The 21,647-nt window shown below is 54.5% G+C and carries 22 protein-coding genes; 12 read left to right on the forward strand and 10 right to left on the reverse strand.

What is annotated here, in order from left to right:
• Positions 1-16: 16 nt before the first annotated feature.
• Positions 17-1,522, reverse strand: a complete 1,506-nt coding sequence (locus tag GBC03_15370) for a pentose kinase (protein ID QFS71483.1) — start codon at positions 1,520-1,522, stop codon at positions 17-19.
• A 52-nt stretch (positions 1,523-1,574) separates the two neighbouring features.
• Positions 1,575-2,324 carry a deoxyribose-phosphate aldolase gene (gene deoC, locus GBC03_15375; protein ID QFS71484.1) on the reverse strand — a complete coding sequence of 250 codons (750 nt, stop codon included), beginning with the start codon at positions 2,322-2,324 and terminating at the stop codon, positions 1,575-1,577.
• Positions 2,325-2,855: 531 nt separating this feature from the next.
• Between deoC and fucP the strand changes: the two genes are divergently transcribed.
• Together fucP and GBC03_15385 are read left to right on the forward strand one after the other, a co-directional pair.
• The gene (gene fucP / locus GBC03_15380) at positions 2,856-4,187 is read left to right on the forward strand and encodes an L-fucose:H+ symporter permease (GenBank protein ID QFS71485.1); all 1,332 of its coding nucleotides are present in this window, start codon (positions 2,856-2,858) and stop codon (positions 4,185-4,187) included.
• A gap of 1 nt (position 4,188) precedes the next feature.
• A complete protein-coding gene (locus tag GBC03_15385) occupies positions 4,189-4,578 on the forward strand; it encodes a VOC family protein (GenBank protein ID QFS71486.1) in 390 nt (129 codons plus the stop codon).
• A 58-nt stretch (positions 4,579-4,636) separates the two neighbouring features.
• On the opposite strand, the gene argS is transcribed toward GBC03_15385, so the two are convergent.
• Positions 4,637-6,370, reverse strand: a complete 1,734-nt coding sequence (gene argS, locus GBC03_15390) for an arginine--tRNA ligase (protein QFS71487.1) — start codon at positions 6,368-6,370, stop codon at positions 4,637-4,639.
• Positions 6,371-6,608: 238 nt separating this feature from the next.
• Between argS and GBC03_15395 the strand changes: the two genes are divergently transcribed.
• Positions 6,609-7,178 carry a VOC family protein gene (locus tag GBC03_15395; protein ID QFS71488.1) on the forward strand — a complete coding sequence of 190 codons (570 nt, stop codon included), beginning with the start codon at positions 6,609-6,611 and terminating at the stop codon, positions 7,176-7,178.
• A gap of 2 nt (positions 7,179-7,180) precedes the next feature.
• Complete coding sequence (locus GBC03_15400) at positions 7,181-7,927, forward strand: copper homeostasis protein CutC (GenBank protein QFS71489.1); 747 nt, start codon at positions 7,181-7,183, stop codon at positions 7,925-7,927.
• A gap of 307 nt (positions 7,928-8,234) precedes the next feature.
• On the opposite strand, the gene cmoB is transcribed toward GBC03_15400, so the two are convergent.
• From cmoB to GBC03_15425, 5 genes are read right to left on the reverse strand one after another with little or no spacing between them, the layout of a single operon-like run.
• Positions 8,235-9,203 (reverse strand): tRNA 5-methoxyuridine(34)/uridine 5-oxyacetic acid(34) synthase CmoB, encoded by a 969-nt coding sequence (gene cmoB / locus GBC03_15405; GenBank protein QFS71490.1) that lies wholly within the window; start codon positions 9,201-9,203, stop codon positions 8,235-8,237.
• A complete protein-coding gene (gene cmoA, locus GBC03_15410) occupies positions 9,200-9,943 on the reverse strand; it encodes a carboxy-S-adenosyl-L-methionine synthase CmoA (GenBank protein QFS71491.1) in 744 nt (247 codons plus the stop codon). Before cmoA ends, cmoB begins: the two co-directional genes overlap by 4 nt.
• Positions 9,944-9,983: 40 nt before the next feature.
• Positions 9,984-10,379, reverse strand: coding sequence for a hypothetical protein (locus tag GBC03_15415; GenBank protein QFS71492.1), 396 nt, complete (start codon positions 10,377-10,379; stop codon positions 9,984-9,986).
• A 51-nt stretch (positions 10,380-10,430) separates the two neighbouring features.
• On the reverse strand, positions 10,431-11,249 hold the full coding sequence (locus GBC03_15420) for a DUF72 domain-containing protein (protein ID QFS71493.1): 819 nt from the start codon (positions 11,247-11,249) through the stop codon (positions 10,431-10,433).
• Positions 11,246-11,812 carry a hydrolase gene (locus GBC03_15425; protein QFS71494.1) on the reverse strand — a complete coding sequence of 189 codons (567 nt, stop codon included), beginning with the start codon at positions 11,810-11,812 and terminating at the stop codon, positions 11,246-11,248. Before GBC03_15425 ends, GBC03_15420 begins: the two co-directional genes overlap by 4 nt.
• 263 nt (positions 11,813-12,075) lie before the next feature.
• Here GBC03_15425 and aspS point away from each other — a divergent pair, with 263 nt between their 5' ends.
• From aspS to ruvB, 6 genes are all read left to right on the forward strand, one after another.
• Entirely contained in the window at positions 12,076-13,848 is a 1,773-nt protein-coding gene (gene aspS, locus GBC03_15430; protein QFS71495.1) for an aspartate--tRNA ligase, read from the forward strand.
• Between the two features lie 117 nt (positions 13,849-13,965).
• The gene (nudB, locus tag GBC03_15435; protein ID QFS74021.1) at positions 13,966-14,418 is read left to right on the forward strand and encodes a dihydroneopterin triphosphate diphosphatase; all 453 of its coding nucleotides are present in this window, start codon (positions 13,966-13,968) and stop codon (positions 14,416-14,418) included.
• 137 nt (positions 14,419-14,555) lie between these two features.
• On the forward strand, positions 14,556-15,299 hold the full coding sequence (locus tag GBC03_15440; protein ID QFS71496.1) for a YebC/PmpR family DNA-binding transcriptional regulator: 744 nt from the start codon (positions 14,556-14,558) through the stop codon (positions 15,297-15,299).
• A 34-nt stretch (positions 15,300-15,333) separates the two neighbouring features.
• Complete coding sequence (gene ruvC, locus GBC03_15445) at positions 15,334-15,855, forward strand: crossover junction endodeoxyribonuclease RuvC (protein QFS71497.1); 522 nt, start codon at positions 15,334-15,336, stop codon at positions 15,853-15,855.
• A 77-nt stretch (positions 15,856-15,932) separates the two neighbouring features.
• Positions 15,933-16,544 carry a Holliday junction branch migration protein RuvA gene (gene ruvA, locus GBC03_15450; GenBank protein ID QFS71498.1) on the forward strand — a complete coding sequence of 204 codons (612 nt, stop codon included), beginning with the start codon at positions 15,933-15,935 and terminating at the stop codon, positions 16,542-16,544.
• 8 nt (positions 16,545-16,552) lie between these two features.
• Entirely contained in the window at positions 16,553-17,563 is a 1,011-nt protein-coding gene (gene ruvB, locus GBC03_15455) for a Holliday junction branch migration DNA helicase RuvB (protein QFS71499.1), read from the forward strand.
• A 91-nt stretch (positions 17,564-17,654) separates the two neighbouring features.
• Here the strand turns inward: ruvB and znuB are convergent, their stop codons facing one another.
• The gene (gene znuB / locus GBC03_15460) at positions 17,655-18,440 is read right to left on the reverse strand and encodes a zinc ABC transporter permease subunit ZnuB (protein ID QFS71500.1); all 786 of its coding nucleotides are present in this window, start codon (positions 18,438-18,440) and stop codon (positions 17,655-17,657) included.
• Positions 18,437-19,192, reverse strand: coding sequence for a zinc ABC transporter ATP-binding protein ZnuC (gene znuC / locus GBC03_15465; protein QFS71501.1), 756 nt, complete (start codon positions 19,190-19,192; stop codon positions 18,437-18,439). Before znuC ends, znuB begins: the two co-directional genes overlap by 4 nt.
• A gap of 78 nt (positions 19,193-19,270) precedes the next feature.
• Here znuC and znuA point away from each other — a divergent pair, with 78 nt between their 5' ends.
• Both znuA and mepM read left to right on the forward strand, forming a co-directional pair.
• Positions 19,271-20,215: a zinc ABC transporter substrate-binding protein ZnuA gene (gene znuA / locus GBC03_15470; protein QFS74022.1), complete on the forward strand. Its 945-nt coding sequence runs from the start codon at positions 19,271-19,273 to the stop codon at positions 20,213-20,215.
• A 15-nt stretch (positions 20,216-20,230) separates the two neighbouring features.
• Positions 20,231-21,553: a murein DD-endopeptidase MepM gene (gene mepM / locus GBC03_15475; protein QFS71502.1), complete on the forward strand. Its 1,323-nt coding sequence runs from the start codon at positions 20,231-20,233 to the stop codon at positions 21,551-21,553.
• Positions 21,554-21,647: the final 94 nt, after the last annotated feature.

Below are 21,647 nucleotides of genomic sequence, written 5' to 3' on the forward strand. Positions count from 1 at the left end.
GCGCGCTGGCTTATCTTCAGTCTGGTCCTGCGCTCAGGACATCCAGCCTGTCATATAAGGCGGTGGACTGCTGGTAGAGCGTATCAAAAAGCTCAGTGCAGGCCTGGTAATAATCCCGCAGACGGGGATCTGGCGAAATCAGTTTGTCGAACTGAACCGTCTGTCGCACACCGCTGGCAAAATCAGCGTACAGCCCCACGCCAACCCCTGCGATAATACCGCATCCGGTGACGCCATTCTCCTGATTACGCGTAGATAATATCGGGAGATTATATGCCGCCGCTTTGATTTCAAGCCATAGCGGGCTGCGTGCGCCACCGCCGGAAGCGATCATCTGTTCAGGGTATTGCCCGCACGCCTGCAACTGGCGAAGATTGCGCCAGGAAGCAAAAGCCACACCTTCCAGTACCGCACGGAATAAATGACCGCGGCGATGCTTTCGTTGCAAACCGAAGAACTGCGCGCGCGAGTTATTTTTTTCAGCCAGTCGCTCTCCCGTCAGATAGGGAAGAAATAGCAGCCCTTCAGCGCCCGCCTGTACCGTCGCCGCTTCCTGTAAAAGCTGCGGGTGCGTAATCTGATTGTCGGCAAGCGCCAGCCGCGCCCAGCGGACGGCATCACCGCCAGCATCCAGAATAGTGAATCCGCCCCAGGCAGCGTTAGCCAGATGAAGATTATTAACGAGGGGATGCTGTAACGGGTGCTTTGCGACGACCGTGAGTAACGTCGATGTTCCCGTAGAGTCAGACGCCATTCCCGGCTCATAGACCCCAGAACCCAGCAGGGACGCTGCCATATCAGATGTTCCTGCAACCACCGGGATCCCGCATGGGAGGTCGGTCAGACGGGATGCTTCGGGCGTCACGTATCCAATGATATCGCTGGATAACTTCAGCGTCGGCAATTGCTCAACGCGTAAGCCAAACAGAGCGCAGGCCTGTGAAGACCATCGACGGGTCTCGCTGTCCATCAGAAAATAACAGGATGCTTCACTATAATCGGTCGCCAGCGCGCCGGTTAACATGAAATTGATGTAATCCTTCGGCATAAGAATGGTGGCGATTTTCGACCAGCTTTCCGGCTTATGCTCACGCCACCAGGCTAATTTGAACGCGGGCCAGGCCGCCGCGGGCGGGTTATTTAAATGCGACAGCCATTTTTCCCGCCCTTCACGCACAGCAAAGGCGTCAACCTGCGGTTGGCTACGCTTGTCATTCCACAATAGCGCCCTGTCTTCTACCAGCTCGCCATGATTATCCAGCAGCACGGTTCCATGCATCTGCCCGCAAACGCCGATGACCGCTATCTGCGAAGCCGTTTCAGGATAACGGTAGAGAACCTCGCGTACGCATTCGCAGGCGGCCTGCCACCATAAAGAAGGGGACTGTTCTGACCAGCCCGCCTGTGGCGTCGTCTGCTCATACTCTCTTTGAGCAAAGCCGACCATTGTGCCATCGACATGCAGAATCGCTGCGCGAGTACTGCCAGTGCCAACATCGATCGTGAGTATTTTATCTTTCATCACTGACTCCGGTGACGTTTCAGGCGGGCCATCAGGCCCGCAGCCCTTCGGTTTAATCGGCGTTCAACTCAGGAAAACGTTCAGGATATTGCTCCAGTTCAGCCAGCACTTTTGTGACCGCGCCATGGCTCATGCCGAAACGGCGAACGCCCAGTTGGTAGAGCGCGCGGACCGTTTCCAGGTCACGAATGCCCCCGGCGCCTTTGATGTCGATACGGCCGTTAAGCTGATCGGCGATAATGCTGACTTTTTCCACCGTTGCGCCAGTCGGGGCCCAACCGGTAGAGGTTTTAACCCATTTCATCCCGACTTCTACGGCAATATCACAAACGCGGCGAATCTGTTCTTCGTTCAAATAGTGCGTTTCGAGAATCACTTTTGCCGGTACTGGCGCTGCGGCTTCCACCACGCGGCGTAAATCGTCGCGCACATAGTCATAATCCCCGGATAACACTTTGCCAATGTTCACCACCATATCCACTTCACGAGCACCATCGGCAATAAGCTGCCTCACTTCCTGAACCTTGGTATCAGTGGCATGCCCGCCACCGGGAAAGCCGACTGGCCCGCCAATCATCACCTCTCCAGTCCCTTGCTGAGGTAGCAACGTGCTGAGAAAGCGTGTCCAGCAAGGCAGTACATGCACGGAAATGATGTTGTACCGGGTTGCCAGTTCGGCGGAGGCACGGACATCAGCTTCGGTACTGGTCGCCTGTACTGCGCTCAGATCGATTAAACGTGCAAAACGACGGGTTGTTTCATTCATGGTTATATCCTGCCCTTTGTTTTTAATTGGTTTCATTTGACGCTGTTTTAACGCTTAAATCCATTTAAAAACGCATCAAATGAAAATAACGTGATCAATTTAGCATTTTTTTATTTTCATTTGTTTTTAATTAGCAGGGCGGGGATGAGAAAAGAGGCATGAAGGGGGATGGGTCGGATAGATCGTCTGGCGCACCTCTGCTTAAAAAAACCGGCATAACGTCGGCAGTCAAATCGTCTGAGTACTCGTCATGTTGTGACGACTAATACATGCATTGTTGAAACGCTGCTGTGTGCGGCGGGGGCTGCTTTTGCCCGGAAATCACCTGGTTGCTGTAATGAAGAGGCCTTATGCGTCACGACATTTCACCTATCGCAGATGCGGATAGAGAACATGGGACTGACGGGACGAGTGGGCTTTTGGGATTCCCGGGCCGACAGACGACATGCCGACGCAATGGACGATCGCGTAGACCTGTATGGCGAACATGAACATCTTTTCCGTGCCGCTTCTGATGATGAAATGACATGAACCCTACAATATGAAAACCATTACGAGGATAGCTCAATGAGTACGCTAATTACGGATAAGGTCGATAAAGCGGTGGTCCAGAACGAAAAACTGGATACCAGCGCTTATTTATCGCATACCCCATGGCTACAGTTTTTACTGGTTTGCTGCTTGTTTGCGCTATGGGGGATGGCGGGCAACCTGAATGATATTTTGATTGCCCAGTTTAAAAAGGGGTTCGATCTGACGGATACCCAGACCGCGCTGGTACAGTCGATTTTTTTCCTGGGCTACTTTTTTGTCGCGCTACCTGCGGCGGCGCTGATTAAGCGCTATTCGTATAAAGTGGCGATTATCATTGGATTATGCCTGTATGCCCTGGGGTGCTTCCTTTTTGTTCCCGCCGCTCAGATAATGACCTATGGCGCGTTCCTCGCCTGCCTGGGGGTAATTGCCTGTGGACTCTCCTTCCTGGAAACCTCGGCGAATACCTACTCAAGTTTGCTGGGGCCCATTCAATCTTCCACACAGCGCATTAATTTCTCGCAGATCTTTAATTCGCTGGGCGTCATTTCCGGCGTGCTTATCGGCCAGGTGATGGTCTTTGGTGAAAACGACCCCAGCCATGAAGCGTTGCAGGCAATGCCGACCGCGGTTGCGGATGCGGCTCGCCATCAGATGGTGAGTCAGGTGGTCGGGCCCTATCTGATTATTGGTTCGGTGCTGGTTGTGCTGGCTCTGGTTTTTGTGTTTATTAAATTCCCGTCGTGTAAAGGCGCACAATCTCAGCAACAGGTTTCTGCGGAAAAGATGGGGCCCACCGTGAAGCGCTTGTTTGCAATGCCGCGTTTTCGTCTCGGCGTACTGTCGCAGTTCCTTTATGTCGGAGCGCAGGTTGGCGTATGGAGTTTCACGATTCGTTTCGTTCAGCTTGTACAGCAGGGAACGAGCGAACACTCAGCGACCTACTGGTTGCTTGCCTCACTGGTGATTTACGCCATTGGCAAAACGGTTGCCACCTGGCTGATGAATCGCCTGAATCCGGCGTTATTGCTCGGCAGCTTCGCCTTAGCGGCAACCGGGCTTTTGTTGATCGCGGTGTTTAACAGTTCAATGCTTGCCGTGTACGCGCTTATCCTCGTGAGTTTCTGCATGGCACCATGCTGGCCGACGAACTTTGGCCTGGTCATCAAAGGCATGGGGAAAGATACCCAAACCGCAGGCTCGATAGTGGTGATGTCAATTATCGGCGGCGCAGTGATTCCGCTGGTGATGGGCATTATCTCTGATATGAACGGCGGCAATATGCAAATCGCCTTTATCGCCCCGTTATTGTGCTTTGTTTACGTCGCTTTCTACGGTTTCTGGTGTGTGCGTAAGGGGGTATGACATGCGCGAGTTGATCAAGACGATTGCCCATGTTGGCTATCAGGTCAGTAATTTAACGCGGTCGCTGGCCTTCTACGAACCTCTGGGTTTTAAGCGCCAGCAGCGGTTTAGTAAAACGTCGCCGCAGGGAAATATTGACGTGGCATTCATTGAAATGGGTGGGGCGGTTCTTGAACTGTATCAGCTTCCCGAAGGGACACCTTTTGACGTCCCTCGCTGCGGTATCGATCATCTTGCGCTGGAAGTCAGCGACCTTGATGCCGTTCAGCGGAAACTGGCAATGCTTGGCTATCCGTTGGATGAAGGGCCGATTGAAGAAGATAACGTGCGTTTCTTGCTGATTCGCGGTCCCGATGGTGAACGGCTGGAGTTTGATGTGTTTGTCCGTTAGCGGCAGTAGGGTAGGTGGGCATCAAAAAACCCGGCGGTTGCCGGGTTTTTGCTATCATTTACATCCGCTCTACGGTTTCGATGCCTAATGTATCCAGACCGAGCTTCAATGTTTTCGCCGTCAGCAGCGCCAGTTTCAGGCGGCTGTTACGGATCTCGTCGTTTTCTGCGCTCAGGATTGGGCAGTGCTCGTAGAAACCTGAGAACAGACCGGCGACGTCATACAGATACGCACACATTACGTGCGGTGTCCCTTCACGCGCGACAACGGTCAGCGTCTCTTCAAACTGCAACAGACGGGCCGCCAGCTGCGCTTCGCGATCCTCACTGAGCTGCACTTTCGCGTTCGCCAGATCATTTTCATCCAGACCAGACTTACGGAATACCGACAGCACGCGGGTGTAGGCGTACTGCATGTATGGCGCGGTGTTACCCTCAAACGCCAGCATGTTGTCCCAGTCGAAAATGTAGTCGGTGGTGCGGTTTTTCGACAGATCGGCATATTTGACCGCGCCAATACCGACGGCGTTGGCCAGTTTTTCCAGCTCGTCTGCCGACATATCCGGGTTCTTTTCACTCACCAGACGGCGCGCACGTTCCAGCGCTTCGTCCAACAGGTCAGCCAGTTTCACTGTGCCGCCCGCACGGGTTTTGAACGGTTTGCCGTCTTTGCCCAGCATCATGCCAAACATGTGGTGTTCCAGCGGCACGGAATCCGGGACATAACCGGCTTTACGCACGATGGTCCACGCCTGCATCAGGTGCTGGTGCTGACGGGAGTCGATGTAATAGAGCACACGATCGGCATGCAGCGTCTCATAACGGTACTTGGCGCAGGCAATATCGGTGGTGGTGTACAGATAACCGCCATCTTTCTTCTGAATGATGACGCCCATCGGTTCGCCTTCCTTGTTTTTATACTCATCAAGGAATACCACGGTTGCGCCTTCGCTCTCGACAGCCAGACCTTTAGCCTTCAGATCGGCCACGATCCCCGGCAGCATCGGGTTGTACAGACTTTCGCCCATAACGTCGTCGCGGGTCAGGGTCACGTTCAGACGGTCATAGGTGATCTGGTTCTGGGACATGGTGATGTCGACCAGCTTGCGCCACATTTGCAGGAAGTACTCGTCGCCACCCTGCAGTTTTACCACGTAGCTACGTGCGCGCTCGGCGAAGGCTTCGTCTTCGTCGTAGTGTTTTTTGGCTTCACGGTAGAAACCTTCGAGATCGGCCAGCGCCATTTCACCGGCGTTTTCCTGCTGCTGTTTTTCCAGATAAGCGATCAGCATACCGAACTGGGTGCCCCAGTCGCCGACGTGGTTGGCGCGAATAACGTGGTGGCCGAGGAACTCAAGGGTACGCACGGCGGCATCACCGATAATGGTGGAACGCAGATGGCCGACGTGCATCTCTTTCGCCACGTTCGGCGCGGAGTAATCTATCACTACCGTCTGCTTTGCTGGTTTAGCCACGCCAAGACGATCGGAGGTCAGCGCCTGTTCCACGTGTTTTGCCAGGAACGCCGGATCGAGGAAAATGTTGATAAAGCCAGGGCCCGCGATTTCAACTTTGCTGGCGATACCGTTCAGATCCAGATGAGTCAGCACCTGCTCAGCCAGTTGTCGCGGAGCCATACCCAGTTTTTTAGCAACTGCCATCATGCCGTTGGCCTGATAGTCGCCGAACTGTACTTTTGCTGACTGACGAACCTGCGGTTCGCAATCTGCAGGCGCGCCTGCAGCAATCATGGCCTGACTGACTTTTTCTGAGAGAAGAGCCTGAATATTCACCGGAATACCTTACGTTGATGAAGCGGGATGTTATTTACCGCACCAGTTTAAGAATTAAGGGCGGGAGTATACTGCAAATGCCCCCCTGCGTCAGCACTGCACAGCCGCAAGCGTGCGCAGAAAATAAGCGTTAAAGGAGTGCATAAGCATGCATACCGCAAAACCCGTAATCTACGGTTGGTTGCGAGAGGCCAACAGAGTAAATTAGCGGCTTTGTACACCGATAAGAGCTCTTATTATGGCGAACTGGCAGACCATTGACGAACTGCATGATATTTCCGCAGATTTACCGCGATTCACTCAGGCGTTCACAGAACTTTCCACTCGCCTCGGTCTGGATGTTTCACCGCTTGAGGCCGATCACATTTCTTTGCGCTGTCATCAGGATGCCACTGCCGAACGCTGGCGTCGCGGATTTGAACAGTGTGGTGAGCTGTTGTCGGAAAATACCATCAACGGCAGACCGATTTGCCTGTTTAAACTGCATGAGCCGGTGTGCGTCGCGCACTGGCGTTTTTGTGTGGTGGAACTGCCGTGGCCCGGAGAAAAGCGGTATCCTCATGAAGGGTGGGAACATATTGAAATCGTCCTGCCGGGCGATCCTGAAACCCTGAACGCGCGCGCGCTGGCGCTGCTTTCGGATGACGGGCTGAGCCAGCCGGGCATTTTTGTGAAAACCAGTTCACCGAAAGGGGAACATGAACGTCTGTCGAACCCGACGCTGGCGGTCACTGACGGGAAGGTGACCGTCAAGTTCCACCCGTGGTCGATTGAGGCGATTGTCGCTAGCGAACAGCAACAGGAGTGAATATGGCATTGTTGGAAATCTGTTGTTACAGCATGGAGTGCGCGCTCACGGCGCAGCAAAACGGTGCGGACCGCATTGAACTGTGCGCCGCGCCAAAGGAGGGGGGCTTAACGCCGTCACTGGGCGTGTTACGCTCGGTCCGTCAGGCGGTGACGATTCCTGTACATCCGATCATCCGTCCACGCGGTGGGGATTTTTGTTATACCGACGGCGAGTTCGCTGCGATGCTGGATGATGTACGGACCGTGCGTGAGCTGGGTTTTCCTGGACTGGTGACGGGGATTCTTGACCCTGATGGTCATGTCGATATGCCGCGTATGCAGCAGATTATGGCTGCAGCGGGTCCACTGGCCGTGACCTTCCATCGCGCCTTTGACATGTGTGCTAATCCGTTAAATGCACTGAAGAATCTCGCAGAATTGGGGATCGCCAGAGTGCTGACGTCGGGGCAAAAATCTGATGCAGTGCAAGGTTTAGCAAATATTTTGGAACTTATTGCTCAACCCGGTGCTCCAATCATTATGGCCGGAGCGGGGGTTCGCGCAGAAAATCTGTCGCGTTTCCTGGATGTCGGGGTACGGGAAGTACATAGCTCCGCCGGAACCTTGATGGCTTCGCCGATGCGTTATCGCAATCAGGGTCTGTCAATGTCGACAGATAAGCAAGCGGATGAATATTCCCGCTATGCGGTAGACGGCAAGTCGGTTGCTGAAATGAAAGGAATCATGGTTCGCCATCAGGCCAAATGATTTTACCGTTGCATCATGTCGCCCAATATGATGCTTGCTCGTACCAGGCCCCTGCCCATTCAACAGGGGCCTTTTTTTATCTTTCTCCTGCATATTTAGGCCTGCAACTGTGTTGGCTTTCCGCGCTCACCCCGGTCACTTACTTATGTAAGCTCCCAGGGATTCGCTGTGTCGCCGCCTTGTTGCAAACCGAACTATTTTGGAGAAAGAACCTTATTCCATCAGAAACCGTAGGCCGGATAAGCGAAGCGCCTCCGGCAAAACGCCGGATGCGGCTAACGCCTTATCCGGCCTACGACCCACAACATCACGGTTTACGTGCAATCAATACCGCGCGTAACGGGGCAGGGTAACCTTCAACGGTTTTGCTGTGATCGTTCGGGTCGAGGAAGTCGGCCAGCGATTCGGTAACCATCCACTCGGTACGACGCTGCTCTTCGGTTGAGGTGATGCAAACATCTGCGATGCGAACATCGACAAAGCCGCATTTCTCCAGCCAGTTTTTAAGCGCCAGTGCGGAAGGGATGAAATAGACGTTACGCATCTGCGCGTAGCGGTCGCCCGGCACCAGTACGGTGTTTTCGTCGCCTTCCACTACCAGGGTTTCAAGCACCAGTTCACCGTCTTTCACCAACTGATCTTTCAACTGCCAGAGGTGCTCCAGCGGTGAGCGGCGATGGTAAAGCACCCCCATCGAAAAGACGGTATCAAACGCATTCAACGCTGGCAGTTGTTCTATGCCCAGCGGCAGCAGATGCGCACGCTGATCGTTACCCAACAGTTTACGCACCGCTTCAAACTGGCACAGGAACAGTTGTGTTGGGTCAATGCCGACGGCCAGATGTGCCCCCGCGCCAATCATGCGCCACATGTGGTAGCCGCTACCGCAACCGACATCCAGAATTGTACGCCCGGTCAGGTCTGACAAATGTGGCAGCACGCGATCCCATTTCCAGTCGGAGCGCCATTCGGTATCAATGTTCACGCCATACAGCGAGTACGGCCCTTTACGCCACGGCATCAGATTTCGCATCAGGGTATCGATACGCTTGAGTTGCCCTGGGCTTAGCGGCTCTTCACTTTCCGCCGTCACGCTGTGCAATAAATCCAGACGGTACGGCGTCAGTTCCGGCAGAAATTCCACCGCGTTTGACCACTGCTTGAAGAGACCATGCTGATCGCGCTGCCAGGTGGCTATCTGCGCGGGAAGTGTTTCCAGCCAGTGGGCAAGATGATTTTTGGCAATCAGCTGATAGAAGTTACCAAAGTCGATCATGCGCTCGCCCCAGCTTTTAGCGCCACCAGGGAGCCAAAGTTAAAGCACTGGAACCACAGTTCGCTGTGCTCAAAACCGGCCTGGCGCAGGCGCGCCTTGTGGGTTTCGACCGAATCGGTCAGCATCACATTTTCCAGCATGCTGCGCTTCTGGCTGATCTCCAGTTCGCTGTAGCCGTTTGCCCGCTTGAAGTCGTGATGCATGTTGAACAGCAGTTCACCGACTTTTGCATCTTCAAAACTGAATTTTTCCGACAGTACCAACGCACCGCCCGGATTCAGCCCCTGATAAATCTTATCCAACAACGCCTGGCGCTCCGGTGGCTCAAGGAATTGCAGGGTAAAATTCAGTACCACCATTGAGGCGTTCTCGAGGGTAATCGTGCGGATGTCGCCTTCCACGACCTCGACGGGTGTCGGCGCCTTGTAAGCATCGATATGACGGCGGCAGCGTTCGATCATCGCCGGGGAGTTATCAACGGCGATAATTTTGCAGTTTTCATGATGAATATTGCGACGCACAGAGAGCGTCGCTGCACCCAGCGAACAGCCCAGGTCGTAAACCTGCGTATCCGGCTGCACAAAGCGCTCGGCAAGCATACCAATCATCGAGATAATATTGGAATAGCCGGGGACAGAACGTTGGATCATATCCGGGAAGACTTCGGCTACCCGTTCATCGAAAGTCCAGTCGCCCAGGCTGGCGATTGGCGCAGAAAAAAGCGTGTCGCGGTGAGACATAACGTAAAAATCCGGGAAAAATAAAGTGGCGTATTGTGCGCTAATGCAGGGAGAAAACCAACTCCCACGGCATATACCAAAGGTTCGCCAACACCATCAGCAGCAACGCGCACCAGGTGGCGCTCATGCCTGAGCGACGCCAGCGGAACAGACGGTGGTGGAAACCGTAATAATGCATCAGCCGACCCACGAGCAGAATAATGCCGCAAATGTGCACCATCCAGGTTTCTGCGCCGTTCATTTCCATAAACAGCAACAGCACTAACGCGACGGGAATGTATTCCACCGCATTACCATGAATGCGGATGGCGGTCTGGAGTTCACTGAAGCCGCCGTCGCCATAGGCAACGCGGTATTGCATCCGCAGGCGGACAACGTCAAAAGAAAACTTCATCAACAACAACGCACCCAAAACGGCATACAGCGCGCTTACCATACAAACTCCCTTTAAAATGGCTGATGGCACTGTCTATGATAGGTGGCAATTTCAGAAAAGAGAAGATTGCTGTGGAATGGACGGAGCAGTTCCGATGTCCGGTAAGGCGGTACGTAAGTCCTGCCACAAAGTGTCGACCAGTTCTGGAGCCTGCGCGATATCCGGAGTATGTAAAAAAAGATACGGCGTGGTGGTTTGCTCCCAGAGCGGTAATTTTTTTAGCCATGCGGCAAAAAATTCCCGGTTTTGCCGCATGTCATCGCTGCCGATAAAGCGCACCAGCGGATGGTTCGCGGTGACGACGGCATGCACCGGCAGCTTCGGTTTCTTGCGTTGGGCATCGCGGATGGCTTCATTATGCGCAAGGGCCGCGTGTACCGGACGACTGTCGAGGATCACCCGATTGACTCCGCGCTGATGCAGCCCGCTATTGAGCTGCTGTTCCGCGTCGCTTTTGGCGAAAAACTCTGGGTGGCGCACCTCGACGCCGTAGGTAAACGTCTGCGGCAAGGCATCGAGAAAATGCCAGAGGGCAGGGAGATCGCGTGGACCAAAGCTGGCGGGCAATTGCAGCCAGTACTGACCAATGCGGGTTTCCAGCGGTGACATCCGGGTCAGAAATTCGTGGAGCAAATCATCGCAGTTGCGCAACGCTGCCTGATGAGAAATGGTCGCCGGAAATTTAAAACAAAAACGGAACGCATCGGTCGTTTGCGCGTGCCAGCGTGCCACGATCTCCGCTTTTGGCAGCGCGTACAGCGTGGTGTTGCCCTCCACACAGTTAAAGTGGTGGGCATACTCTTCAAGACCCGTAATGCCAAGACGCACCCACTTCGGGTGCGACCATTGCGGCAGGCCAATGTAGATCATAAGGCGTTGACGATCTCTTCTGCACGGCGCACGCGCGCAATGCGAGGGAAGATGTGGGTCAGGCTGTTCTGATGCTGTTCGGCGCTGGCGGCACTGCAGGCGTCTTCGGCAATCACCAGGCTAAAGCCCAGCTCCCAGGCGTTACGCGCGGTGGACTCGACGCCGATGTTGGTCGAAATCCCGCACAGCACGATGGTGTCGATACCGCGACGGCGTAACTGAAGCTCCAGGTCTGTGCCATAGAATGCGCCCCACTGGCGTTTGGTGACTTCCAGATCGCTGTCGGCCTTGCCCAGCGCCTTTGGATACGTCCACCAGTTTTCCGGTAGCGCTTTAGCCGGGGCCTGTGCGTCAACGGGCTGTTTGAGCGCTTCGGCGTAATCGTCAGACCAGCCCACGCGGACCATCACCACCGGAGAGCCTTTAGCTCGAAATGTCTGCGCCAGTCGCGCGGCGCGCGCCACCACGTCATTGGCTGAATGAGGGCCGCCGGCGAAGGGCAGGATCCCTTCCTGCAGGTCAATAATGACCAGGGCTGTCGTTTTAGCGTTCAGTTGTAACATGGTAACTCCCGTCAAAATCAAGATTCCGTTACACCTTAATCGCGATTGCGTGTGTAAGGAGCGACAATTTTTGTTATTTTTTGTGAGAATTCGCAAGGCCCGTCCAGGAAACAGGCGTACAGTCAGTACCGGACTTATCGTGCGGCAGAATTTCCAGTATAATAGCCGCCTTTTTCATTCAGTTGTGACATACAGTTAAAGCTGCGACATCGTGGCCTGCAAGACAGGCGACAATCCGCCTGCGGCTAATTAAGGGATATCTCATGCGTACAGAATATTGCGGACAGCTCCGTTTGTCCCACGTGGGGCAGCAGGTGACTCTGTGTGGTTGGGTCAACCGTCGTCGTGATCTTGGTAGCCTGATCTTCATCGACATGCGCGATCGCGAAGGTATCGTGCAGGTGTTTTTCGATCCGGATCGTGCGGACGCGTTAAAGCTGGCCTCTGAACTGCGTAATGAGTTCTGCATCCAGGTGACGGGCACCGTGCGTGCACGTGACGAGAAAAACGTCAATGGCGAGATGGCAACGGGCGAAATCGAAGTGCTGGCCTCTTCGCTGACGATCATCAACCGTGCTGAATCACTGCCGCTTGACTCCAACCACGTAAACACCGAAGAAGCGCGTCTGAAGTACCGCTATCTGGATCTGCGTCGCCCGGAAATGGCTCAACGCCTGAAAACCCGTGCGAAGATCACAAGCCTGGTGCGCCGCTTTATGGACGATCACGGTTTCCTCGACATCGAAACTCCGATGCTGACCAAAGCCACGCCGGAAGGTGCGCGTGACTATCTGGTTCCTTCGCGTGTGCACAAAGGTAAATTCTACGCGCTGCCGCAGTCTCCGCAGCTGTTCAAACAGCTGCTGATGATGTCCGGTTTTGACCGCTACTATCAGATAGTCAAATGTTTCCGCGACGAAGACCTGCGTGCTGACCGTCAGCCGGAATTTACCCAGATCGATGTGGAAACGTCCTTCATGACTGCCGAACAGGTGCGTGAAGTGATGGAAGCGCTGGTGCGCAGCGTGTGGAATGATGTGAAAGGCGTGGAACTGGGTGATTTCCCGATCATGACCTTTGCTGAAGCCGAACGCCGTTATGGTTCCGATAAACCAGACCTGCGTAACCCGATGGAACTGGTGGATGTTGCCGACCTGCTGAAAGCCGTCGAATTCGCGGTCTTCTCCGGTCCGGCAAACGATCCGAAAGGACGCGTTGCTGCGCTGCGCGTACCGGGCGGTGCCGCTCTGAGTCGTAAGCAGATCGACGACTACGGTAACTTCATTAAGATCTACGGTGCGAAAGGTCTGGCTTACATTAAAGTCACCGAGCGCGCGAAAGGTCTGGAAGGGATCACCAGCCCTGTTGCCAAGTTCCTGAACGCTGAAATCGTGGAAGCCATTCTGGATCGTACCGCGGCGCAAGACGGCGATATGATTTTCTTCGGCGCGGACAACAAGAAAGTGGTTGCCGACTCTATGGGCGCGCTGCGCCTCAAACTGGGCAAAGACCTGGGCCTGACTGACGAAACGAAATGGGCACCGCTGTGGGTCATCGACTTCCCGATGTTTGAAGACGACGGCGAAGGCGGTCTGACCGCAATGCACCACCCGTTCACCTCACCCAAAGACATGACCGCGAGCGAACTGAAAGCGGCACCGGAAGACGCGGTGGCGAACGCCTACGATATGGTCATCAACGGCTATGAAGTGGGCGGCGGTTCCGTGCGTATTCACAGTGGTGAAATGCAGCAGACCGTGTTTGGCATTCTGGGCATCAATGAACAGGAACAGCGTGAGAAGTTTGGCTTCCTGTTAGACGCGCTGAAATACGGTACGCCGCCGCACGCAGGTCTGGCATTCGGTCTTGACCGTTTGACCATGCTGCTGACCGGCACCGATAATATTCGTGACGTTATTGCGTTCCCGAAAACCACCGCTGCGGCCTGTCTGATGACTGAAGCACCGAGCTTTGCGAACCAGACGGCTCTGACTGAGTTGGGTATCGACGTGGTTAAAAAGGAAGAGAAAAACTGATATGGCAGATATACACGAAATCATTCGCGCTGCATCGCGGCGGCAACTGAGTGAATTCCCATGAGCATAGATAACTATGTGAATGGGATGAACGAAGGCAGCCAACAAAGAGGCGGCGTGAAGGATAAAGTGTATAAGTGTCCTGTTTCTGTCCTGGTCGTGATCTTTGCCCAAGAGACGAAACGGGTGCTGATGTTGCAGCGACGCGACGATCCTGAATTCTGGCAGTCGGTGACCGGCAGTGTGGAAGAGGGGGAGACCGCGTCGCAGGCCGCTTTGCGCGAAGTAAAGGAAGAGGTCGCCATTGACGTTGCGTCTGAGCAACTGACCTTAATTGACTGTCAGCGCACGGTGGAGTTTGAAATTTTTTCACATTTACGTCATCGCTATGCTCCGGGCGTGGTGCGCAATACAGAATCCTGGTTCTGCCTTGCGCTGCCGCACGAGCGTCAGATCGTTTTTAGCGAACATCTGGCCTACCAGTGGCTCGATGCGCCCGCTGCCGCGGCACTCACCAAGTCATGGAGCAACCGGCAGGCGATTGAAGAATTTGTAATTAACCTTAAATAGTTTTCCCTGGAATTTCAGTTCTCAGGAAGGCGGCAAGACCGGGAGTCACCCTAAGCTTACTTGAGTCAGTGATGGGGGCGAGCGGGTGCAGCCAACGCACCTGAGGGCTGAAAGGCAACGGGAAATGGAGAACTTTTATGGCAGGTCATAGTAAATGGGCCAACACCAGACATCGTAAAGCGGCGCAAGATGCCAAGCGCGGCAAAATCTTCACCAAGATCATTCGTGAGCTGGTGACGGCAGCAAAACTGGGCGGCGGCGATCCGGACGCGAACCCGCGTCTGCGTGCGGCAGTCGACAAAGCGCTGGCTAACAACATGACCCGTGACACTCTGAACCGTGCAATCGCACGCGGCGTGGGCGGTGATGATGATGCGAACATGGAAACCATCATCTATGAAGGCTACGGCCCTGGCGGCACGGCGGTCATGATTGAATGCCTGTCTGACAACCGTAACCGTACCGTTGCCGAAGTGCGCCACGCCTTCAGCAAAACCGGCGGTAACCTGGGGACGGATGGTTCTGTTTCTTACCTGTTCAGCAAAAAGGGCGTGATCTCCTTCGAAAAAGGGGATGAAGACGCGATCATGGAAGCGGCACTGGAAGCGGGTGCGGAAGACGTTGTGACCTTTGATGATGGGGCAATTGACGTCTACACGGCATGGGAAGAAATGGGTAAAGTGCGTGACGCTTTAGAAGCGGCTGGGCTGAAAGCCGACAGCGCTGAAGTCTCTATGATCCCATCAACTAAAGCAGACATGGATGCGGAAACCGCACCGAAACTGATGCGTCTGATCGACATGCTGGAAGACTGTGATGACGTGCAGGAAGTTTACCATAACGGTGAGATCTCTGATGAGGTTGCCGCTACATTAGAATGATGTGGCTTAACCCCGTTACCACCGGAGGCGCGTGATGTCCATCATTCTCGGTATTGATCCGGGCTCCCGCATTACCGGTTACGGCGTGATTCGTCAGACAGGCAGACAACTGACGTATCTCGGCAGCGGCTGCATTCGTACCAAAGTCGACGATCTTCCGTCGCGCCTTAAGCTGATTTATGCCGGCGTGACGGAAATCATCACCCAGTTTCAGCCCGACTACTTTGCCATCGAGCAGGTGTTTATGGCGAAGAACGCCGATTCTGCGCTTAAGCTGGGGCAGGCTCGCGGGGTGGCGATTGTGGCGGCGGTCAACCAGGAACTGCCGGTATTTGAGTACGCGGCACGTCAGGTGAAGCAGACGGTAGTCGGTATTGGTAGTGCAGAGAAAAGTCAGGTGCAGCACATGGTGCGAACCTTGCTGAAACTGCCAGCGAATCCACAGGCGGATGCGGCAGATGCGCTGGCCATCGCCATTACCCACTGCCACGTCAGTCAGAATGCGATGCAAGTGAGTGAATCCAGGCTTAATCTGGCGCGAGGTCGCTTGCGATAATAACAAATGAGGCTGGATATTTATCCAGCCTTTTTTTATGATACGGCTTTACTTTCGGCCCAACGCAGGAGCGTAACGTGATAGGCAGACTCAGAGGCATCATTCTGGAAAAACAACCCCCGCTGGTGTTACTCGAAGTGGGCGGCGTTGGCTATGAAGTGCATATGCCAATGACCTGTTTTTATGAGCTCCCGGAATCCGGAAAAGAAGCCGTTGTCTTTACCCACTTCGTGGTGCGTGAAGACGCACAACTGCTGTACGGGTTTAACAATAAACAAGAGCGCACGCTGTTCAAAGAGCTCATCAAAACCAACGGCGTCGGGCCAAAACTGGCGCTGGCCATCCTGTCCGGGATGTCCGCACAGCAGTTTGTTAACGCTGTCGAACGTGAAGAGCTGGGCGCACTTGTCAAGTTGCCAGGCATCGGCAAAAAGACCGCTGAACGACTGATTGTTGAAATGAAAGACCGATTTAAAGGCCTGCATGGCGATCTCTTTACGCCAGCCGCCGATCTGGTGCTGACCTCGCCAGCGAGCCCGACGTCGGACGATGCTGAACAGGAAGCGGTTGCGGCGCTGGTGGCGCTGGGCTATAAACCACAGGAAGCCAGCCGCATGGTGAGTAAAATCGCTCGCCCGGATGCCAGCAGTGAAACACTGATACGCGAAGCCCTGCGCGCCGCGTTATGAGGTAAAGGATGATAGAAGCAGATCGCCTGATTTCGGCAGTTGCCACCCTCCCCGAAGAGGTTGCCGATCGTGCCATTCGCCCGAAACTACTCGAAGAGTACATCGGTCAACCGCAGGTGCGCTCGCAGATGGAGATTTTTATCCAGGCGGCAAAACTGCGTGGCGATGCACTAGATCACCTGCTGATTTTTGGTCCTCCCGGTCTGGGGAAAACCACGCTTGCCAACATCGTTGCCAATGAAATGGGCGTCAATCTGCGCACCACGTCTGGCCCGGTGCTGGAAAAAGCGGGCGATCTGGCCGCGATGCTGACCAACCTTGAGCCCCACGACGTATTGTTTATCGATGAGATCCACCGGCTGTCACCGGTGGTGGAAGAGGTGCTCTATCCGGCGATGGAAGATTATCAGCTGGATATTATGATCGGTGAAGGACCGGCGGCGCGCTCGATTAAAATCGACCTGCCGCCGTTTACCCTGATTGGCGCGACGACTCGCGCGGGTTCACTGACTTCACCACTGCGCGATCGTTTTGGTATTGTGCAGCGTCTGGAGTTTTATCAGGTGCCAGATCTTCAGTATATCGTTGGCCGCAGTGCGCGCTTTATGGGCCTGGAGATGAGCGATGAGGGGGCGCTGGAGGTGGCGCGTCGTGCACGAGGAACGCCGCGTATCGCTAACCGCCTGCTCAGACGCGTGCGGGATTTTGCCGAAGTGAAACATGACGGTACCATTTCCGCTGATATTGCCGCGCAGGCGCTGGATATGCTGAACGTTGATGCCGAAGGGTTTGATTACATGGACCGCAAGCTGCTGCTGGCGGTGATCGACAAATTCTTTGGCGGGCCGGTCGGGCTGGATAACCTGGCGGCGGCCATCGGCGAAGAGCGTGAAACGATTGAGGATGTGCTGGAGCCGTATCTGATTCAGCAAGGCTTTTTGCAACGCACGCCGCGCGGAAGAATGGCGACAGTGCGCGCCTGGAATCACTTTGGTATTACGCCGCCGGAAATGCCGTAATTTCTCGGGCCTGACGGCGCTTCGCTTATCGGGCCTACAAACCACGTAGGCCGGATAAGTCGCGACAGCGCCGCCATCCGGCAACACCCCGTCAGCTTGCCTGCTTCTTCATCATACTGAAAATAAACAGCACTGCGGCGCACAGCACGACTGACGGACCCGCAGGGGTATCGTAGAAGGCCGAGAAGGTCAGCCCGCCTGTAACCGCTATCATCCCAATCCCTACCGCAACGCTCGCCATCTGCTCCGGCGTACGGGCAAAACGACGCGCCGTGGCCGCAGGGATAATCAGCAACGAGGTAATGATCAGCGCCCCGACGAACTTCATCGCCACGCCAATGGTTAAGGCGGTGACCAGCATCAACAGAAGCTTCACGCGCTGCAACTTCACGCCATCGACAAACGCCAGATCGGGGCTGATGGTCATCGACAGCAGATTGCGCCATTGCCAGAAGAGGATTGCCAGCACGACAACCACGCCAATGGCGATAGAGATCAAATCGTCCGGCGTCACGGCCAGCAGATCGCCAAACAGGTAGGCCATCAGATCCACGCGAATATTTGACATCAGGCTGACCACCACCAGACCCAGCGACAGTGCACTGTGCGCCATAATGCCAAGCAGTGTATCAATGGCGAGGTGAGGGCGTTTCTCCAGCCACACCAGACCCGCCGCCAGCATCAGCGTGACGGCAATGACCGCATAGAAAGGATTCACATCCAGCAACAAACCGAAGGCGACGCCAAGCAGCGACGCATGCGCCAGCGTATCGCCAAAATAGGACATCCGACGCCAGACGACGAACGAACCCAGCGGACCTGCCGCACAGGCCAGCATGATCCCGGCTAACCAGCCAGGCAGTAATAATTCAATCATGAGTGACCATTTCCCCGGCGCAACACAATACGACCCTGTAGATCGTGGCGATGATTATGATGATGACGATAAATCCCCAGCTGTTCCGCGCCGCGAGGGCCGAACATCGAGATAAATTCCGGGTGCATGGAAACGATTTCAGGGGTGCCTGAACAGCAAATATGATGGTTCAGACACAGCACTTCGTCCGTTTTTGCCATCACCAGATGCAGGTCATGAGACACCATCAGCACGGCGCAATCCAGTTCGCGACGTAGCTGATCGATAAGGTCATACAGCGCGACCTGGCCGTTGACATCCACGCCCTGAGTGGGTTCATCAAGCACCAGAAGTTGCGGCTGGTTGAGGAGCGCACGCGCTAAAAGTACGCGCTGCGTTTCTCCTCCGGAGAGCTTTTGCATTGGCGCGTCAATCAGATGCCCGGCCTGCACGCGCTTCAGAGCTGGCAGGATGTCATCTTTCTTCGTTCCGGGGCGCAGGCGCAGGAAACGACTGACGGTGAGCGGCAGGGTGGTATCAAGATACAATTTCTGCGGAACGTAGCCAACTCGCAGCTTGCCGTTACGCTTGATCACCCCTTCATTCGGGGCTACCAGCCCGAGGACGACCCGAACCAGCGTTGACTTCCCGGCACCATTTGGGCCGAGCAGCGTTAAAATTTTTCCGGGTCTCAGTTCGAGCGACACGTCAGAAAGGACGCGGCGCTGACCGAAAGAGACCGAGACATTTTCCAGTGAAACCAAAGTCGTCATGTCAATTTTAGTCTTGCAGAAGTTATATAATGTTATAATATCACATTTCTCACATTCATTACGATGATTGGTCGCATTATGTTACATAAAAATACGCTTCTTTTCGCTGCATTATCCGCCGCTCTTTGGGGCAGTGCAACACAGGCGGCAAATGCCGCTGTTGTCGCCTCTCTTAAGCCATTAGGGTTCATTGCTTCTGCCATTGCTGATGGCGTCACGGATACACAAGTCTTACTTCCGGATGGGGCATCCGAACATGACTATTCACTGCGTCCATCTGACGTAAAACGCTTACAGGGCGCGGACTTAGTTGTCTGGATTGGACCTGAGATGGAAGCGTTCATGGAAAAGTCCGTCAGTAATATTCCCGAAGCTAAACAGGTAACGATTGCGCAGCTCAAAGATGTGAAACCGTTGCTCATGAAAGGGGCAGATGATGATGATGATGACCATGACCACGATCATGGGCACGCCGAAAAAGGTGATGCGCATCACCATCATGGTGATTACAACATGCATCTTTGGCTCTCCCCAGAGATAGCGCGGGCCTCAGCGGTTGCAATCCATGAAAAATTAGTGGAACTTATGCCGCAAAGTCGAGCCAAACTTGACGCCAACCTGAAGGATTTTGAGGCACAATTAGCCGCAACCGATAAGCAGGTCGGTAACGAGCTCGCACCGCTCAAGGGTAAAGGCTATTTCGTTTTTCACGACGCCTATGGCTATTACGAAAAACACTACGGACTCACTCCGCTGGGTCATTTTACCGTCAACCCTGAGATACAGCCTGGTGCGCAGCGTTTACATGAAATAAGAACACAGTTGGTTGAGCAAAAAGCAACCTGCGTTTTTGCTGAGCCACAGTTCAGGCCAGCGGTCGTTGAAGCCGTTGCGAGAGGGACATCCGTTCGAATGGGAACGTTGGATCCCCTCGGGACAAATATCAAACTGGGTAAAACGAGCTATTCAGCGTTCTTGAACCAACTAGCGAACCAGTATGCGAGCTGCCTGAAAGGAGATTAATGAGGAAGTGAATACGTGCAACAGATAGCCCGCTCTGTCGCCCTGGCATTTAATAATCTGCCAAGACCCCATCGCGTCATGTTGGGGTCGCTTACTGTTCTGACACTGGCCGTTGCCGTCTGGCGGCCTTATGTTTATCACCCGGAATCCACCCCCATTGTTAAAACGATCGAACTGGAGAAGAGCGAAATTCGTTCACTGCTCCCGGAGGCCAGCGAGCCTATCGATCAGGCTGCACAGGAAGATGAAGCCATTCCTCAGGATGAGCTGGACGACAAAACCTCAGGGGAAGCGGGCGTTCATGAATATGTTGTTTCGACGGGTGATACCCTCAGCAGCATTCTGAATCAGTACGGCATTGATATGGGGGATATCACCCAGCTTGCCGCCTCCGATAAAGAACTGCGTAATCTGAAGATTGGTCAACAGCTCTCCTGGACGCTGACCGCCGACGGCGATTTACAGCGTCTGACGTGGGAAATGTCGCGTCGTGAAACCCGTACCTATGACCGTACTGCGGCGAACGGCTTTAAGATGAGCGCTGAAACGCAGCAGGGTGACTGGGTAAACAGCCTGATGAAAGGTACCGTCGGCAACAGCTTCGTGGCCAGTGCGAAAGATGCCGGGCTGACCAGCGCGGAAATCAGTGCGGTGATCAAAGCGATGCAGTGGCAGATGGACTTCCGCAAACTGAAAAAAGGCGATGAGTTCTCTGTGCTGATGTCCCGTGAAATGCTGGACGGCAAGCGCGAGCAGAGCCAGTTGCTGGGCGTGCGGCTGCGTTCAGAAGGTAAAGATTACTACGCTATCCGTGCCGAAGACGGTAAGTTTTATGACCGCAACGGTACCGGGCTGGCGAAAGGTTTCCTGCGTTTCCCGACGGCGAAACAGTTCCGCATTTCGTCTAACTTCAACCCGCGTCGAGCTAACCCGGTTACCGGACGTGTCGCGCCGCACAGAGGTGTGGATTTTGCGATGCCGCAGGGGACGCCGGTGCTGTCCGTGGGTGACGGTGAAGTCGTCGTGGCGAAGCGCAGTGGGGCGGCTGGGTATTATGTGGCGGTGCGTCATGGTCGTACCTATACCACGCGCTACATGCACCTGCGTAAGCTGCTGGTGAAACCAGGACAAAAGGTCAAACGTGGCGATCGTATCGCGCTCTCCGGTAACACCGGGCGTTCTACCGGTCCACATCTGCACTATGAAGTGTGGATCAACCAGCAGGCGGTTAACCCGCTGACGGCGAAGCTGCCGCGTACCGAAGGTCTGACCGGTAAAGATCGTACCGATTACCTGGCGCAGGTGAAAGAGGTTCTGCCGCAGTTACGCTTCGATTAATCACTCCTGACGTTAAAGCCGGTACGCAGCGCGTGTGCCGGCTTTTTTATTTTGTGCGCGGCAGGGTGCGCCGCTACACTATCATCAGATTTAC

Source organism: Citrobacter telavivensis, assembly GCA_009363175.1.
In the GTDB taxonomy this organism is placed as follows: domain Bacteria; phylum Pseudomonadota; class Gammaproteobacteria; order Enterobacterales; family Enterobacteriaceae; genus Citrobacter_A; species Citrobacter_A telavivensis.